Here is a 16714-nt window from a genome sequence, read left to right on the forward strand (position 1 = left end):
GTCAGATCTTAAAATCACTGGATCACGTTGTTGCTTGCCTGAAGCTTTTTCAGAGGATCAAACAATAAATCGACAATGCGCCGCTGCCGAGTCACAATCTCAGCCGTCGCAGTTTGCCCTGCCTTAAACAAAACTTTCTGTTGATCTTTCGTAATATAGGAGCGTTCTAATTCCACTTCGATTTGGTACACGCGTCCCAAGCGTTCGTCGGGTTGAGCATCGGGAGAAATTTTCGCAACATGTCCAGTAACAATGCCATAGTCCTGGTACGGATAAGCATCAAGCTTCACCTGTACAGGCATCCCTACTTTGACAAACCCTGCTTCTTGGTTTGGAAGGACTGCGGATAAGATCAGTGGCTTTTGGGCTGGAGAAATCTCTGCGATCGCTTGTCCCAGTTGGACGACTTCTCCAGGATGCCGCAGACTCAGTGCAGAAACGATACCACTCGTCGGTGCGTATAAGTAACGTTCCCGGAGTTTAGAATTTGCTGCTGCAATCAAGGTTTGTAGCTCACTAATTCTTGCTTGAATTTGAGAGAGTTTGATTTCGAGTTGGCGCACTTGCTGGTTCGACTGTTGTTGCAGTTCTGCTTGTTCTGCTTGTTTTTGTGCGATTCCTGCATTCAGGCGTTCGATATCTTCCACTGATCGCTGCAAGGTTCCTTGTTGCTCTGTGATCGTTCGTTGGCGATCGCGTAACCCTTGTTGGACTTGAAAAACTTGTTCTTGCGCGATCGCGCCTGCTTCTACTAAAGGTTGGAATCGCTTCAGCCGAGTTTCCTGAGCGATCGCATCTTCATTCAGTTGATCCAGTAATTGTTGAGTGGTCGCAATATTGGTTTTACCTTGGGAAATTTCGACCTGCTGCGCTCTCATTTCAGCGTGCATCGCATCTAAACGGCTCTCTGCCTGAAGCTGAACTTGAGCCAGTAAAGATTGAGTCTGACTCCACTCGATCTGGGCTGCGGTTCTTTCTTTCTCTAACCGTTCTACTTCATGATTGGCTTGTTCATTATCCAGTTCCATCATGACTTGTCCAGCTTTCACAGGCTTCCCTTCCTCAACTAAGATGCGAGAAACCTTGCCTGTCTCAGTCGGATTGACTTTATACACGCTACCTCTGGGAATCAGCCTGCCCTGAGCGCGAGCAACTTCATTGATCTGACCAAACCAAGCCCAAGATGCAAAACAGAGCGAAAATACCGCACCTCCTACCATCAGACGCAGGGGCAATGTAGAAGGAGGTTGATCGAGCACCGCTTCTAAAGGGGCAGACCAGTGAGAATGGGCGGAACCTGAAGGTTTGGGAAAGGAATTCTCCGTCTGTTGATCATGCTGTTGATCATTGACTGGAGAACCTTGGTTGTGAGGGGCAAGCTGAACCATAGAGTATGCCTCGTAGAGTCATAGTATTCAGATAGGACAAATCTTGTGAGAACTAACCCTAAAACGTCGATCATCTTAGTCATTAGGGTGCTGCTTTTCAAGTGTTAGTAAACACACCTTGCGGAAACTTTTCAGACCTTCTTCAGCATTGGAACTATCGATCGAGCCTCAGTTTAGAGATCGAGCTGTTGCTGAGCAAGATGGGCATAAATGCCTTTGAGTTCAATTAATTCTTCAGGAGTTCCTTGCTCTGCTAAAACTCCACGATCGAGGACCCAAATGCGATCGGCATTTCGCACCGTAGATAGACGATGAGCAATCACAAATGTGGTGCGTCCCCGGCTAATTCTGGCTAAATTCTGCTGAAAGCGTCGCTCTGATTCTGTATCGAGAGAACTCGTGGCTTCGTCTAAAATCAAAATTGCGGGTTGCCCTAAAAGCGCACGAGCGATCGCAATTCGCTGCCGCTGTCCACCCGATAGATTTGCACCGCGCTCACCAACTTTGGTGTTGTATCCCAAGGGCAAATCCTGGATAAAAGCATGAGCTTCTGCGAGCTTCGCAACCTCTACCACTTGCTCCAGCGTGTATTCAGGTCGATAAAGCTGAATATTTTCTAGAATCGTGCCTGAAAACAAGAAACATTCTTGCGGCACAACCCCTAATTGGCTCCGTAAGGACTGGGGTGAGACATGCTTAATGTCGTGCCCATCGATCCAAATTCGACCAGTGGTGGGATGATATAGCCCTTGCAGGAGCTTGATCAATGTACTTTTTCCAGACCCGCTTCGCCCCACGATCGCGATCGTTTGACCTGCTTCAACTTTTGCTGAAATGTTTTCCAGCGTGTTGCGTTCTTCGGCTTGCTCATAGCGAAACGTAACTTTCTCGAACTGTACTTCCCCTCGTATCGGAGGGAGCACTAACATCGATTGTCCAGGTGTCTCTTCCGGTTTAACGGAAAATACATCATTCAATCGTTCGACTGAAATCAAAACCTCCTGGAACTCATCCCACAGTCCAACGAGTGCCAGTACAGGTCCAATAACATTACCAATTAACATATTAAAAGCAACGAATTGCCCGATCGTTAACTGATCTTGAATCACCAAACTTGCACCGTACCAAAGTAGCGCAGTACTTCCGATCGAATTGACCAATCCGCCTGTCACTTGCAGCCCATTGGTCAGTTTTTGCGCCTTAAAGTGGATGTTGAGCATTCCAATTAGGCGGTCTTCCCAACGCCAGCGGACTTCTCGCTCTGCTGCCACCGATTTTACGGTTGCGACACCTGTCATCATTTCCACCAGCAGCGAGTTTTGCTCAGCCGTTGCGCTAAAGGCTTCCCGCGAAATTTGCCGCAGAAATGGAGTCGCAACCAGGGTCAAAATTACGATCGGTGGAATCAATGCGATGACGAAGAGAGTCAGATGCCAGTTGTAGTAGAACATCAGCCCGAGATAAACGATCGCCATCGTCGTATCTAGCCAAGTCGCAACCGCCTGCCGCGTTAGAAAAGCTTGAATTTTGCTATTTTCTTGCACCCGCGTCAGAATGTCTCCAACCTGGCGAGATTCAAAGAATTTCAGAGGCAACACTAAAGCATGACCAACAAACCCACTGATCAACGTCAAATCAAATCGATTAGAAAAATAATCTAATAGATACTGCCGTACTCCAACCAGTCCAATCCGCCAAACGCTAAACAGCAGCAACCCAAGGCTGAAAAGATGCAGCATGGGCAAGCTTTTCTGCGTGACGACCTGATCAAGAATAATCTGAGTAAAGAGCGGTGTAACTAGCCCAAACAGTTGCAGTAGCAAAGAAAGTAGAATGATCTGCCACAGCACAGACCGATATGACCACAAGACTTCCCAAAACCGTTTTAAGTTGCGCTCTGTGGTTTGAACCGTTTTGAGTTGCGGGGTCGGATCCAGCATCAAGGCATAGCCCGACCAATGCTTGAGAAAGTCTTGATGAGTGAGATTGCGTTTACCACGGGCAGGATCGGCGACCAGTACCCGCCCCCCTTTGACCCGATAAACGACCACATAGTGATCCCCTTCCCAGTGGGCAATCCAGGGATTTTTTTGCTCCGCCATCCGCCCCAAACTTGCCCGAACCGGGCGCGCCTGAAACCCAACATTCTCTGCTGCGAGTGCTAAGTTCTTGAGTGAAGCCCCAGAACGTCCCACCTTTGCTAGTTCCCGCAGTGTGTTCAGGCTCAGCCGATTTCCCCAGTACTGACCAATCATTGCAATACAGGCAACCCCACAATCTGCTGCGCTCTGCTGCTGAATCAATGGATATCGCTTCAACAGTTTGGGTTGCCAAGGAACATGCCGAGCAGGTTTAGGAAAGTTGACTGCAACCTGATTCGCTGGCGTTGAATGAGTCACATCCTGACTCAGGGCTTTTTGAGTCGTATCTCCCTGAGTCGAAGTTGAGAGTAAAAGTTGCGGTGAGCCGCGCCCCAAGGCGATCGTTTCTTGCTGGTAGCGCCCTAATGTTCCAGAAGTCGTGACTGGCGAGGAAATTGCTTTCCATTGCTCGACCGAGACTTTGTAAATCAGCAATTTTGTCTTCGCAATCCAATCTGGGGGAGTTTTCTGAATCTCTCCCCAACTTTCCCCGACGATCGCGGGTATCACCTCAGAATTTTGATCGTCAATCTCGCCTTGGTATAGCCAGAAGTAACCCGAATCAATGCCTGCTTCCACCAGTTTTGCCCCTGCCGGAACTTCAATCATCTCTAAGAAAAATAACAACTGCTGAGCCTGATGACTCGTCAGCGTTTTCTTCGAGCTAGCACCCTCTATATCCCAAGCGATAGCAGTTCTGAGAAAGATTAAACGGGCGAAGCGAGTCGCTTGCTGGACTAAAAAATTCCGCAGTTGGGGAAGCTTTTTTAACCAACTTTCGAGTTTGGTCACAGAGATACGCGCAAGCGTCACAGGACTCGCCGCGATCGCAGTATAAGGGAGTGAATTCTGGCAAAATATCGACTCTGCCCCAAAGCATTGCCCGGTCTCTAAAAGCATGACTGATAGATCTCGCTGCTGCCGCAGATCAGGGCAGATCAATCTAACTTTCCCCTGACAAATGACATAAAAGTGTGCATCTTGTTCGTCAGAAGCAGCAGGGGATTTGTCTTCTGCGTTATCGTTCAATTCATTCCCAAGCTGAAATTCGCACAGCTGAAAGTCCTGGCTCAAAGCTTGCGCGATCGTTTCATCCATCTGGGCAGCAGCGAGCAGTTTTCGGAGGGCAATTTGGATGTCGATCGCGCCTCCTAAGCGTTGAGGCTGAAGCAGTGCCTGAAGGTTCGAGGCTGAATTCATATCCTAACTTCCTGGCATTTTGAGTATTTTTCTTAAAAGCTGACTATCTCTCCAGCGAGCGTTAAAATGCTTGCTCTCAATGGTGACAATCTCTCCCCAAATTTGTCGCCAATTTGGCAGATTTTTTGAGCGATGGACTCAAGTTTGAGCGTCAGTTTGAATAAATTAATGAACTGGTATTCCCTAGAACTCTCGAAATCGTTGCAATAGAATGGAATATCCCTGCACTGATGCGAGTGTGCATGACAAATTTCCTCATAATGAATTGACATCCTTGGGGCGTTAGGATGACCTCGTACAAATCTCGATTACCAAGCCATAAAACAAAGATCAAGATTCAATGAATCTTGTTATTCTGAGTTATTCCATTATTAGAAGCGACAAACTCAGTGGTGCTGTCTATCCCATCGTCGGTATCGTAAGCCGCGTCTACAAATAATTTTGAATCTCGACATCTTTAGCCTACCTAACATTAGAAAACAACACGTTTCGATCGAATTCAAACTCGCACCAAGCGAAATACGATCAGTTCGCTCAGGCTGTATGAAGCTAATTCCGAGTAATGTAAAGTGAATCGTTGATAACTTCGGAACACAGACTTGCTTTTGCAAAGACTTGCCCAAACCGAAACCAAATAATATTTAGATATATTTAGATTTAGGATTTGAGTGCGAAGGCGTTCTGTAAAAAGCCTAAGAAACGAAATGATTGCTGTCAAGTCAATTACAAAAATTATTTTTATTAACTATATGGGCTATACAAATTACCCAAAGATTGCTACATCACGTCTAGATATCAAGCGTGGAACATATTGTGAAGGATGCACGTTATTATAATCACCAAACTGAGTGCAGCAAGAATAAGAACGAGCGAATCAACTTCTACGATGGATTAGAAATACCAATCCATTAGAACCCTAACAATTAGATAGAACGATTTCAGACTCATCTGAAATTACAAAAGAACTAACCTCATAGAAAGTAGAGCAGATCACTTTTTTTGGACTTAATTTTTAGAGGAAATTCTAATCTCTCACTTTGGTTAGAGGGACGATTTCAACTAATAGTTTAATGCATCATTTTTTACTTCATAAGCAATGCGTAAGCGCGCAATCGATCCGATTTCGGCAAGGATGATCTATGCTGGAGAACGTCAAACTGCTTCTCTGGCTATGATGATTCTTTCTCCCGAACTGCAAACTCGCTTAGCTCAACCTCTGAAGATTGGTGATTTTGAGGTGAAAAGTCGGGTGTTGCAATCGCCACTATCGGGTGTAACAGATCTCGTATTTCGGAGATTAGTGCGTCGTCATGCTCCGGATTCGATGATGTATACCGAGATGGTGAACGCAACCGGATTGCATTATGTCAAAGAGATTCCGATTCTCATGGAAGTCGATCCGAATGAGCGCCCGATTAGTATTCAACTGTTTGATTGTCGCCCTGATTTTCTAGCGGAAGCCGCACAAAAAGCAGTAGACGAGGGAGCAGACACCGTTGATATTAATATGGGTTGCCCCGTGAATAAAATTACGAAAAATGGGGGTGGATCTTCTTTACTCCGGCAGCCAGAACTTGCAGAAGAGATTGTGCGATCGGTGGTGAATGCAGTCGATGTTCCCGTCACGGTTAAAACTCGAATTGGTTGGACGGATAAAGAAATTACGATTCTGGAATTTGCGAAGCGCATGGAAGATGCAGGCGCGAAAATGATCACCGTTCATGGACGTACGCGATCGCAAGGATACAACGGTGCAGCCAAGTGGGAATGGATCGCTAAAGTCAAGGAAATTCTCTCGATTCCAGTGATTGCAAACGGCGATATTTTCTCGGTAGAAGCAGCAGTCAAATGCTTGGAATTTACCAAAGCCGACGGTGTGATGTGTTCGCGCGGGACACTGGGATATCCGTTTTTAGTCGGAGAGATTGATTATTTTCTCAAGACTGGAGAAGAGAAAGCAAAACCGACTCCGATCGAGCGTTTAGAATGTGCGCGCGATCATCTGCAAATGTTGTGGGAGTACAAAGGCGATCGCGGAGTTCGACAAGCGCGCAAGCACATGACTTGGTACTCAAAAGGATTTGCTGGAGCAGCAGAACTCCGAGGGCAGTTAAGTCTGATTGAGAATGTGAATCAGGGATTGGAATTAATCAATAAGGCGATCGATCGCTTGTCAGCAACAGGATGGCAAGAAGAATCGGAAGCCGAATTGCTGGAGATGTCGGTTAGCTGATTTCAGACTGCACAACTCCTGTTTGGTTTGCCGCAGATTTCATTGATCTGAGCATCGGTAAAGTTGCATTGAAAATTTTGTGCGCGTCTTCAGAAAAAGCTGTCTATATTCTGTTAAACATGACATCAGGCGTGACGGCAATCAAATTTGAATGCAAAAACTTTTTCTGCAACCATCGAACCTTCTGACTCTCAGTCTTGTGGCTGTTTTTTCTCTGCTTGCTGGATGTAGTCGATCGCCCAAACCGATCACACTCTCTAGCGGCACCAGCAATGGCTATTACAGCCGCCTCGCCAAGCAGATTACCACTGCCACAAACCGCACCGTCAATGTCCAGATTCAAGATCAAAAATCCGAAGGCTCGATCGAGAATCTCAATCGTCTCCTCGATCGTCAAGTCGATTTTGCGCTGGTGCAGTTGGATGTTGTGAGTGAGGCAATGCAGCAAGGAAAAGTCCAAGCGATCGCCGTGCTTGCCGATGAACCCATTCATATCATTGCCCTTAAAAATTCAAACGTGCGATCGCTGAGCGATTTAGAGAAAAAACGAGTCGGTATCGGCGCTCCAGGCAGCGGAATTTACTACACTTCTGAACTGATCAATACCGCTTTCAACTTAAACATTCAGAAAGACACGTCTGGATTTGACGAAGCGTTTCGCAAACTCAACAACCGCCAAATTGATGCTGCCATTTACGTCGGCTCAATCGGCGCGAGCGATCGTATCCGCCAACAACTCGTCGCACAACCCTCTTTGCAACTTGTTTCAATCCAACCGACATTCATTAACTATTTGATGAATCGCAATCCTGGCGCATATCAAGCCATGGGCATTCCTCAAGGTATTTACAGCGCGCGTCCCACGATTCCCGATCGCGATATTTCCACGCTCGCAACTGCCACCGTTCTCGTGACGCGCCCGGATGTCGATGAAAAAACCGTTGGACTCCTCACCTGGTCAATTCTCTACAACTCGCGCCAGTTCTCTCTCTTTTATCCTGAATTACAAACCGGAGAAGCGCGATCGCTGCTGCAAAAGAACTTGCTTTATGTACATCCGGGCGCACAAAGCGTTTACAGTCAAAACGCCGATCCTCGCGAAGCCTGGCTACGATACTTAGAATCCAATAATGACCTTCAAGCCGGGATTGTGATTCTGGTAGGAACGAGCGGGATTGGTTTGATCATGCGGCGTTGGAACCGCGAGCGCTGCAAAAAGCTCCTCACATCCACCATTACTCGTCTCAACGAACTCAATCAACTGCTGCCTCAAAATGCTCAACAAGCACTTTCGGGTGTTGAAGATCTCAGTCAAGAACATCGTCTGATGTTCATTGATGGACGGATCACCGCTGATACCTATGAGCAAGTTCAGCACAAAACCCAGACCTTCACCGAGGAATGCCGCAAAACCATTAAGCAACAGCATAAAGAATTAGTGCTCGATACCTTGCTGATTCTGGACGACTGGCAAGCTGCGCTGCAAATCGACCCAGAATCCGCGCTGCAAAAACTCACGTCCCTAAAACAGCAATACCGGAAGATGCTGATCCAGGATCAAGTCGAGATTCAGGCATACATTGAGCTGATGGAACTGACGCTCTTATCCGTAATGTCATTGGCTCGGAAAACCGAAGCACACGAGAATCGCTCTCCTGATTCTGAGATCATTTCGTCCCCATATTCTCAGTAGGCGTAATGTTTGATCCTTAACTTGTGGATATAGGAGAAACCAGGAGAATCTACTAACAGATTTCCTCACTAAATTGTGTGATAGCCATTTTGCAAAAAATCTGATTAGATATAATCAGACTTGCTTCGGAGCGTTTTCGGCAGCCTTAATTTTAATTAGGCTGTTTTTTTTATCAGATAGTGTATACAGTGAACACCTAGTTAAGATTACAACTTAGACAGGTTTGACCCTGAGTTTTCACTGTTCCGATCGCTGAAAAAATTCTAAACAAGAGTGTCCTGTGTGTGAGATTGCCCTGTGAGTTCGTCCAGGGAGCACGATCGCGCTTTGCAAAATTATCCTGGAGCAAAATCGTATCGGTTTGCGTCGAACGTTGAGCAGTGGTCGTTAAATTTTGCTACCCTACGAGACTGCGACCCAAATTCTGCGATCGAGCGAATCCCTCATGATTGAAGTCGAACACCTCAGCAAACTTTACGGTTCTACCGCTGCGATCGAAGATGTCACGTTTTCAGTCGAACCTGGCGAAATTCTCGGCTTTCTCGGTCCTAATGGAGCTGGAAAAACCACCACAATGCGAATCCTGTCGGGCTATTTACCAGCTAGTCGAGGAACGGCTAAAGTCGCAGGCTTCGAGGTGCATGAAAATCTCATGGCAGTCCGACAAAAGATTGGCTACTTGCCGGAATCTCCCCCGCTTTATCCTGAAATGACCGTCCAGGGATTCTTGAATTTCGTTGCCCAAATTAAAGGGGTGAATGCAGGCGATCGCCCAAATCGCATTCAAATCGCACTCGAAAAAACAGGACTCGTCGAGAAGCGAAAAACGATCATTCGCAAACTGTCTAAAGGCTATCGGCAACGGGTGGGCATTGCTCAAGCGATCGTGCATGATCCGCCCGTGATTATTTTGGACGAACCGACCGTTGGACTTGACCCGCGCCAAATTATCGAAGTCCGCAATCTGATCAAACAATTAGCAAGCGATCACACGGTCATTCTTTCCACGCATATCTTGCCGGAAGTGAGTATGACCTGCGATCGCGTCACCATTATCAATCGCGGTCGAGTCGTCGCAACCAATACGCCCGATCAATTAATGGCACAACTCAATCGTGGTGCAGGCTATGAACTCGAAGTCGAAGGCGATTGGAACACGATCGATCATTGCTTAAACATGATTGAAGCTGTGCAATCTGTCGAGCAGCAATCGACGGTTCATCAACGGCATCGCGTTCGCGTCTTTTCAGAGGTCGATTTGGGTCGAGAAATCGCGAACGCGCTCGTGAGCCACGGATTAGGACTCTATGAAATGCGGCGAGTACAGGCGAGTTTAGAAGATGTGTTCTTAAAGTTGACGACCGAAGAAAACCCTGTTGAAGAGTCTACCGAGGCGGAAGAATGAAGACTGTATTGTTGAATATTGTGGCGATCTATCGACGGGAGCTTCTGAGCTACTTTACTTCGCCGTTCGCTTATACGATCGCGGCTGTATTTTGGTTAATTTCTGGCTTTCTGTTTACCGCGACTTTAGATGGTGTGATTGCGAATGCAGCACAGTATGACCAAGCTACTGCATCGGGCATTAATACTGCTCCCGTCGATATTCCTTACGAATTTATTCGCTTGCTGCTCGGCGTGATTGGTTCGTTATCTCTCTTTGTATTACCCATGCTGTCTATGGGTCTATATGCCGAAGAACGAAAACGCGGCACATTAGAATTGCTAGCAACATCACCGCTGACGAATTGGTCGGTTGCGGTCGGGAAATTGCTAGGTGTAATGACCTTCTTTTTCACCATGTCGTTGCCGCTGTTGCTCTATGAAGCGATCGCACTTGCGAATATCAATCCACCGATTCAAATCAGTGTGTTACTGCTCGGTCACGCGGGGTTACTGCTTCTCGCGGGTGCAGTACTTTCGCTCGGTATGTTTATGTCGTCACTCACTGATAGCACGATCGTGGCTGCAATTCTGACCTTTGCCTTAGTACTTGCCTTGTGGATTGTGGATCTAGTGGCTCGAAATTTTGGTGGAGTTGTTGGTAGTGCGCTTGGGCATTTATCTTTACTCAAGCACTACACGAATTTAATTCAAGGCATTGTTGATACCAGTAGCTTAGTGGTCTTTGCAAGCTACATTCTGCTGGGAATTTTCCTCACTGCTCAATCGATCGATACATTCCGCTTCCAACGCTCATGAAAAGACGACTTAATTTTGTAAAATTCCTGATCCTGCCAGGATTCATGCTGATTTTGGCGGGCATCTCCGCAGGGATTGTTTCAGGCACTTGGGGATCGATTCCGCTGGGACTGATCATTGCTGGAATTGTCGTGATTGGGCTGTGGATGCTGCTGATTGGGCAATTTGACGATCCGTTAGAGCCGAGCTTTTGGCGAAGACGATCGACACAGGCGAGTACGAATGCGTTAGTGAGTACGATCGCGGTTTTAGCAATTCTCGGATTGATCAATTTTCTCGCGGTGCGATCGGTACAGCGATTTGACCTGACCGAATCAGGACTGTTCACGCTGTCGCCAGAATCTCAGCAAGTCTTGCGCGAAATGCAGCAAGGCGTAAAGCTCTGGATTTTCACAAATGATCAAAATCCTCAAGATCGAGCGTTGCTCGAAAACTATCAGCGGATCACGCCTAAATTCTCATTTGAGTATCTAGACCCCAACTCTAATCCTGGCGTGGCTCAAGCCTTTGGCATCAAGAACGCAGGCGACAACCGCGACGTATTTATCGAACTGCAATCGAGTAAACGGCGGCAGTTTCTCCAGAGTATTTCACCTGAAATCCGTCTCTCCGAAAATCGCATTACGAATGGAATCTTGCAGATTAGCAGCGATCGCCGCTCCAAAGCCTACTTTGTTCAAGGTCATGGAGAAAAATCGCTCACAGCAGGAGACAACTCGATTTCAGAATCGGTGAAAGCTTTAGAAGATAAGAATTTTATCAATGAACCTCTGAATCTTGCCCAACTGGGTTCTGTTCCCGAAGATGCTTCTATCGTGCTGGTCATTGGCTCAACTCGTCCTTTAGCAGAAGGGGAAGCCAAAGCCCTCGAAGCCTATGCGAACCGAGGCGGAAATCTCCTGATCGCAGTCGATCCAAATACGAAATCTGGACTTGATCCGTTTCTCAATTCATGGGGTGTGAAACTCGACGATCGCGTTGCGATTAATGCGCCAAACCAGCGATTGAGCAACGCAGGCCCAGCTGTAGCGATCGTCACTCAATACGGAAATCATCCGATTACTGCCCCCTTCGGCAAGGGCATTTCGTTCTATCCGGTTGCTCGCCCGATCGACATCACACCGACTCCAGGCATTCAAGCCACTCCGCTCTTACTGACTGACCCCAATAGTTGGGCAGAAAGCAATCTCAAATCACAACCTTTAAAGCTAGATGGTGGCGATCGACCTGGGCCTTTAGCGCTTGCAGTAGCACTTGAACGCACGGTTACTCCAACCGCTTCTCCAAGCCCCACTGCGACTCCATCTCCAAGTCCAGTTCCAAGCCCTACTGCGACTTCATCTCCAAGTCCAGCTCCGACCGCCTCCGCTTCTCCAAATCCAGTTGCAAGTCCGACCTCTGCACCTGCCAAACCTTCACGCATGGTTGTGTTTGGCAATTCAACCTTTATAGTGAACGGATTTTTTGCTCAGCAGTTGAATGCGGATGTTTTTCTCAATTCTGTGAATTGGTTAACTCCAGATCAACAGCAACCTCTCTCCATTCGACCCAAAGATGTAAAAAATCGCCGCATTGCTCTCACCAGTGAGCAAGCCTTACTGCTCGGATTCCTCGCTTTAGCGATCGTGCCGCTTTTCGGCTTCATCACCGCAGGCGCGCTCTGGTGGAAACGACGCTAAAAAACCTGGGGACAGAACATCCCCAGGCACAGTAACGATAAAAACTAGCCGTGAAAAATTACATCAAACCCAACTGAGCCAAAATCCCTTTTCCAGTCATCAACTCAGTTGCAAGTCCGATCGCAAGACCTAACATCGCCAAGCGACCATTCCAGTTCTCAGCAAAATCGGTAAATCCAAAAGTGCTTTTCTTCTCCATCTTTCGTGACCTCTTTCTCAAGATAGATTACTCTCCATAACGTAACATTTCTTAAACTTCTTGACAATCGATCAAACTAGATCATTGAGACAGGTAGATAGGGGGTATAGAGAAATCTGGTTGTTGAGTGCATTGCAATTCCTAACATTCATGAATCGGATTTGAGTCCATATGCTAGATTTCTACGTATGACAAGGGGAAGAAAAATTCAAACTACCGCAGAACTCGAAGTCCGGTTACTGCGCGAAGGGATCACCGAATCCGTACATCATGCTCAAGCGGTCATTTGTGACGATCGCGGTCGATTGCTCCTATGCGCGGGCAATCCTGAAACCGCCACATTTGCTCGATCCGCACTCAAACCGTTTCAAGCCATTGCTGTGACTGCATCTGGCACATTGGAGCGGTTTAACTTGACCGATCGCGATTTAGCCATTATTTGTAGCTCGCACAAAGGCTCGATCGAACAAGTTCGCCAAGCTTTTAACATTCTCTGGCGTGCCGATATCGATCCGAGCGCACTGCAATGTCCTATTCCTGCTGGCAAGAAAAGCCCCCTAGAATACAACTGCTCAGGCAAACATGCGGGAATGTTGGCAGTCTCTCAACAACTAGGCTTTCCGTTTACCGATTATTTGAACTACCATCATCCGGTGCAGCAATTGATTCTGAGTAAGCTCGCAGAATTTCTCAAAAATCCTGCCGAAGAATTCATTCCTGCCCGTGACGACTGTGGCGCACCGACTTATTTTATGCAGCTTCGCCAACTGGCTTGGCTCTATGGTCAGCTTGCTTCTGGCGGAAATCTCGACATGGAACGCATTGTCAGAGCCATGACCCATCACCCAACCTTGGTGGCGGGAGAAGGCGAGTTTGACACCGAATTAATGCGGCTGAGTGAAGGCGAACTCGTCAGCAAATCGGGTGCAGAAGGCATTCAGTGTATTGGACGAGTCGGGGAAGGCATGGGACTGGCGATTAAGGTGATGGACGGTGCAAAACGCGCCAAATACGCGATCGCCATTCACGTTTTGCGCCAAATGGGGTGGATTACCCCTGCCATTGCGGAAAATCTCTCGGAGAAGTACATCACGATCGGACAATATAAGCGGCTCGATGTCGCGGGCGAACTTTCCATGCTTTAGTTGCACTTGGAACCTTCCAAACGGCGATCGCGTTGTTAAAATCACATCATTATCTTCTCTAGAGTGCACCGATTCTCATGAGCGACACTATCCTGAATGTCCGCAACTTGCAGGTTCAATTCAAAACCGATGAAAGAATCATCAAAGCTGTTGATAGTATTTCATTTCAGGTCAGACGTGGACGCACTTTAGGAATTGTCGGCGAATCAGGCTCAGGGAAATCGGTGACTTCTCTTGCAGTGATGCAATTAATTCCCAATCCCCCTGGACGGATTACAAGCGGCGAAATTTGGTTTCAGGCGAGAGATGCCCAAGAGCCAATTGATTTACTCACGGTTCCCGAAAAACAAATCCAGAAGTATCGGGGTGAGCAGATCTCGATGATCTTCCAAGAACCGATGACTTCGCTGAATCCGGTTTACACATGCGGCTTCCAACTCGTCGAAGCTATTCAGCAGCATGAAGATATTTCTCAATCCGAAGCCCGTCGCCGTGCGGCAGCGCTGTTGCAAGAAGTCCGCGTCTTGCCGCCTGACGACGAAATGAAGCGGCGCATTTTAGAAGAGCAATCGATCGCTGAATCCGAAATCGATGCCGAATTGAATCGCCAAAAAACCTCGATGCTCGATCGCTATCCGCACGAACTTTCCGGCGGACAGTTGCAGCGGATCATGATTGCAATGGCGATCGCGTGTAACCCAACCCTGCTGATTGCAGATGAACCGACAACTGCATTGGATGTAACGGTGCAGGCAACGATTTTGGATCTGCTGCGAGAACTGCGCGATCGTCGCGGAATGGCAATGATGTTCATCACGCATGATTTAGGCTTGATTGCAGAAATCGCGGATGACGTGGCGGTGATGTACGAAGGCAAAATCGTCGAATATGGTTCGGTTCTAGAAATTTTCTCCAATCCCAAACATCCTTACACGCGCGGATTGTTGACTTGCCGCCCACAGCCTCATCGACGGTTGAGATTCCTGCCCACAGTTTCAGATTTCATGGAAGTCTCCATGTTGCCAACGGGTGAAAAATTGATTCAGGCGAAAAAACAGGATGTTCATGCAGTTCTAGCAGAAGCTCAAGAAGTCAGCGAAGCAGAACTCGATCAAAGACTGCAAGACCTCCAGAAACATGCTCCACTCGTTTCCGTACAAAATTTGCAAGTCGCCTTTCCAGTGCGTGGCGTGTTTGGACAGACCAAGCGATATCTCATGGCAGTGAATGATGTTTCATTCGATGTCTATCCTGGGGAAACCCTGGGATTAGTGGGTGAATCGGGTTGTGGCAAGTCCACCTTGGCACGAACGCTGCTGAGATTGATCGAACCAAAGCAAGGCAAGATCTTTTTTGAGGATCAAGACATTCTCAAACTGTCAAAATCCCAATTGCGTCAACTGCGTCGAGAAGCCCAAATTATTTTCCAAAATCCATTTAGCTCCCTCGATCCGCGGATGAACATTGGGGATGCGGTGATGGAGCCTTTGGTGATTTATGGTCGAGGCAACCGCAAGCAGTATCGAGAGCGAGCCGAATATCTCTTGCAGCGAGTTGGACTCGACCCAAAATGGATGCGACGCTATCCGCATGAATTCTCAGGCGGTCAGCGGCAGCGGATTTGTATTGCGCGATCGCTTGCCCTAAATCCTAAATTCATTATTTGCGATGAGTCTGTCTCTGCGCTCGATGTTTCTGTGCAGGCACAAGTGCTCAACCTATTAAAGGAATTGCAGGCAGAATTCGGCTTGACTTACATTTTCATTTCACACGACTTGAGTGTGGTCAAGTTCATGAGCGATCGCATTATCGTGATGAATCGCGGCAAGATCGAAGAAATTGGTACAGCCGATACAATCTACTCCAAGCCGCAAACGCCTTATACACGGCAATTAATTTCTGCAATTCCAGTCGGTTCAATCGATCGCATTCAACAGCGTCAACAATCTCGATCGGCATAATCCTCAATTTAAAACGAAAGCGGCAAACTGAATCATTTGCCGCTTTTGTGTTGAATGCAATTATTTGCCTAACAGTTTCACCAAGCCAATCCCACCAAAATACAAGCCCAAAACCGCTCCACCTAACAAACTCTGCGTCAATGGATCAGTTGAAGGCGTAATCACTGCACCCAAAATCGCTGAACCTAACAGCACATATTTCCATCCTGACAGCATCGTTTGAGAAGAAACAATTCCCAAAAATCCCAACAATGCCTGCACGACTGGAATTTGAAACGCCAATCCAGTACTAAACATCAAAAGCAACACAAACTCAAAATAGCGATCGATCGACCAAGCCTGCTCAACAACTTCCGCACCGTAAGAGATAAAGAAATTCAACGCTGCCGGAATCAGCAACGCATAAGCAAATGCCAATCCTGCCAGAAATAAAATACTTGACCCAAAGATCACGGGCGCTAAAAACCGTTTCTCTCGGCGTGTCAGCCCCGGCAGCACAAACGCGACAATCTGATACAAAATCATCGGTGCAGCCAGCACCAGACCGCTATATCCTGCCACCTTCATCGAAACAAAGAAATATTCTCCTGGCGCAAGCTGGAGGAATTTCACCCCAACGGCTGGCACTTCCAAGAATTGCACCAGCGGTCTGACATAGACAAAACACCCAATAATGGAAACGACGATCGCGATTAACGAATAAAAAATTCGCTGCCGCAATTCTTCTAAATGATCAAACAGCGACATCTCAACATCATCGAGAATGTCTCCATCATCTGCTAGGGTCGGTGGATCAGCAGGCGCGAGATCCTTCGCCGTATCTGAAGTGATATCGGTGGATTGAGTCGTTTCGAGTTCCGAGGGAGCAGTCAT

General features: G+C 47.3%; 11 protein-coding genes. 7 read left to right on the forward strand and 4 right to left on the reverse strand.

Annotated elements, in window-relative coordinates; genetic code table 11:
• Positions 1–14 precede the first annotated feature (14 nt).
• The gene (locus ACMUEV_RS18460; protein WP_190652185.1) at positions 15–1388 is read right to left on the reverse strand and encodes an HlyD family efflux transporter periplasmic adaptor subunit; all 1374 of its coding nucleotides are present in this window, start codon (positions 1386–1388) and stop codon (positions 15–17) included.
• Between the two features lie 173 nt (positions 1389–1561).
• Entirely contained in the window at positions 1562–4729 is a 3168-nt protein-coding gene (locus ACMUEV_RS18465; RefSeq protein ID WP_190652184.1) for an ABC transporter transmembrane domain-containing protein, read from the reverse strand.
• 1096 nt (positions 4730–5825) lie between these two features.
• Between ACMUEV_RS18465 and dusB the strand changes: the two genes are divergently transcribed.
• The 5 genes from dusB to ACMUEV_RS18490 all read left to right on the forward strand — a co-directional run bounded on the left by dusB (position 5826) and on the right by ACMUEV_RS18490 (position 12536).
• Entirely contained in the window at positions 5826–6962 is a 1137-nt protein-coding gene (dusB, locus tag ACMUEV_RS18470; RefSeq protein WP_415354618.1) for a tRNA dihydrouridine synthase DusB, read from the forward strand.
• Between the two features lie 151 nt (positions 6963–7113).
• The gene (locus ACMUEV_RS18475) at positions 7114–8655 is read left to right on the forward strand and encodes a TAXI family TRAP transporter solute-binding subunit (protein ID WP_017287605.1); all 1542 of its coding nucleotides are present in this window, start codon (positions 7114–7116) and stop codon (positions 8653–8655) included.
• A 445-nt stretch (positions 8656–9100) separates the two neighbouring features.
• Positions 9101–10060: an ABC transporter ATP-binding protein gene (locus ACMUEV_RS18480; protein ID WP_190652182.1), complete on the forward strand. Its 960-nt coding sequence runs from the start codon at positions 9101–9103 to the stop codon at positions 10058–10060.
• On the forward strand, positions 10057–10857 hold the full coding sequence (locus tag ACMUEV_RS18485) for an ABC transporter permease (RefSeq protein ID WP_190652181.1): 801 nt from the start codon (positions 10057–10059) through the stop codon (positions 10855–10857). The genes ACMUEV_RS18480 and ACMUEV_RS18485 overlap by 4 nt, the downstream gene beginning before the upstream one ends.
• Positions 10854–12536 carry a GldG family protein gene (locus ACMUEV_RS18490; RefSeq protein ID WP_190652180.1) on the forward strand — a complete coding sequence of 561 codons (1683 nt, stop codon included), beginning with the start codon at positions 10854–10856 and terminating at the stop codon, positions 12534–12536. The genes ACMUEV_RS18485 and ACMUEV_RS18490 overlap by 4 nt, the downstream gene beginning before the upstream one ends.
• 58 nt (positions 12537–12594) lie before the next feature.
• On the opposite strand, the gene ACMUEV_RS18495 is transcribed toward ACMUEV_RS18490, so the two are convergent.
• Positions 12595–12735 (reverse strand): high light inducible protein, encoded by a 141-nt coding sequence (locus ACMUEV_RS18495; RefSeq protein ID WP_017287601.1) that lies wholly within the window; start codon positions 12733–12735, stop codon positions 12595–12597.
• Between the two features lie 188 nt (positions 12736–12923).
• Here ACMUEV_RS18495 and ACMUEV_RS18500 point away from each other — a divergent pair, with 188 nt between their 5' ends.
• Both ACMUEV_RS18500 and ACMUEV_RS18505 read left to right on the forward strand, forming a co-directional pair.
• Complete coding sequence (locus ACMUEV_RS18500; RefSeq protein WP_017287600.1) at positions 12924–13880, forward strand: asparaginase; 957 nt, start codon at positions 12924–12926, stop codon at positions 13878–13880.
• 77 nt (positions 13881–13957) lie between these two features.
• Complete coding sequence (locus tag ACMUEV_RS18505) at positions 13958–15841, forward strand: ABC transporter ATP-binding protein (protein ID WP_190652179.1); 1884 nt, start codon at positions 13958–13960, stop codon at positions 15839–15841.
• 60 nt (positions 15842–15901) lie between these two features.
• Here ACMUEV_RS18505 and tatC read toward each other — a convergent pair whose 3' ends face one another.
• Positions 15902–16714 carry a twin-arginine translocase subunit TatC gene (gene tatC, locus ACMUEV_RS18510; RefSeq protein ID WP_190652178.1) on the reverse strand — a complete coding sequence of 271 codons (813 nt, stop codon included), beginning with the start codon at positions 16712–16714 and terminating at the stop codon, positions 15902–15904.

Source organism: Leptolyngbya sp. FACHB-1624 (assembly GCF_047649235.1).
GTDB classification, from domain to species: domain Bacteria; phylum Cyanobacteriota; class Cyanobacteriia; order Leptolyngbyales; family Leptolyngbyaceae; genus Leptolyngbya; species Leptolyngbya boryana.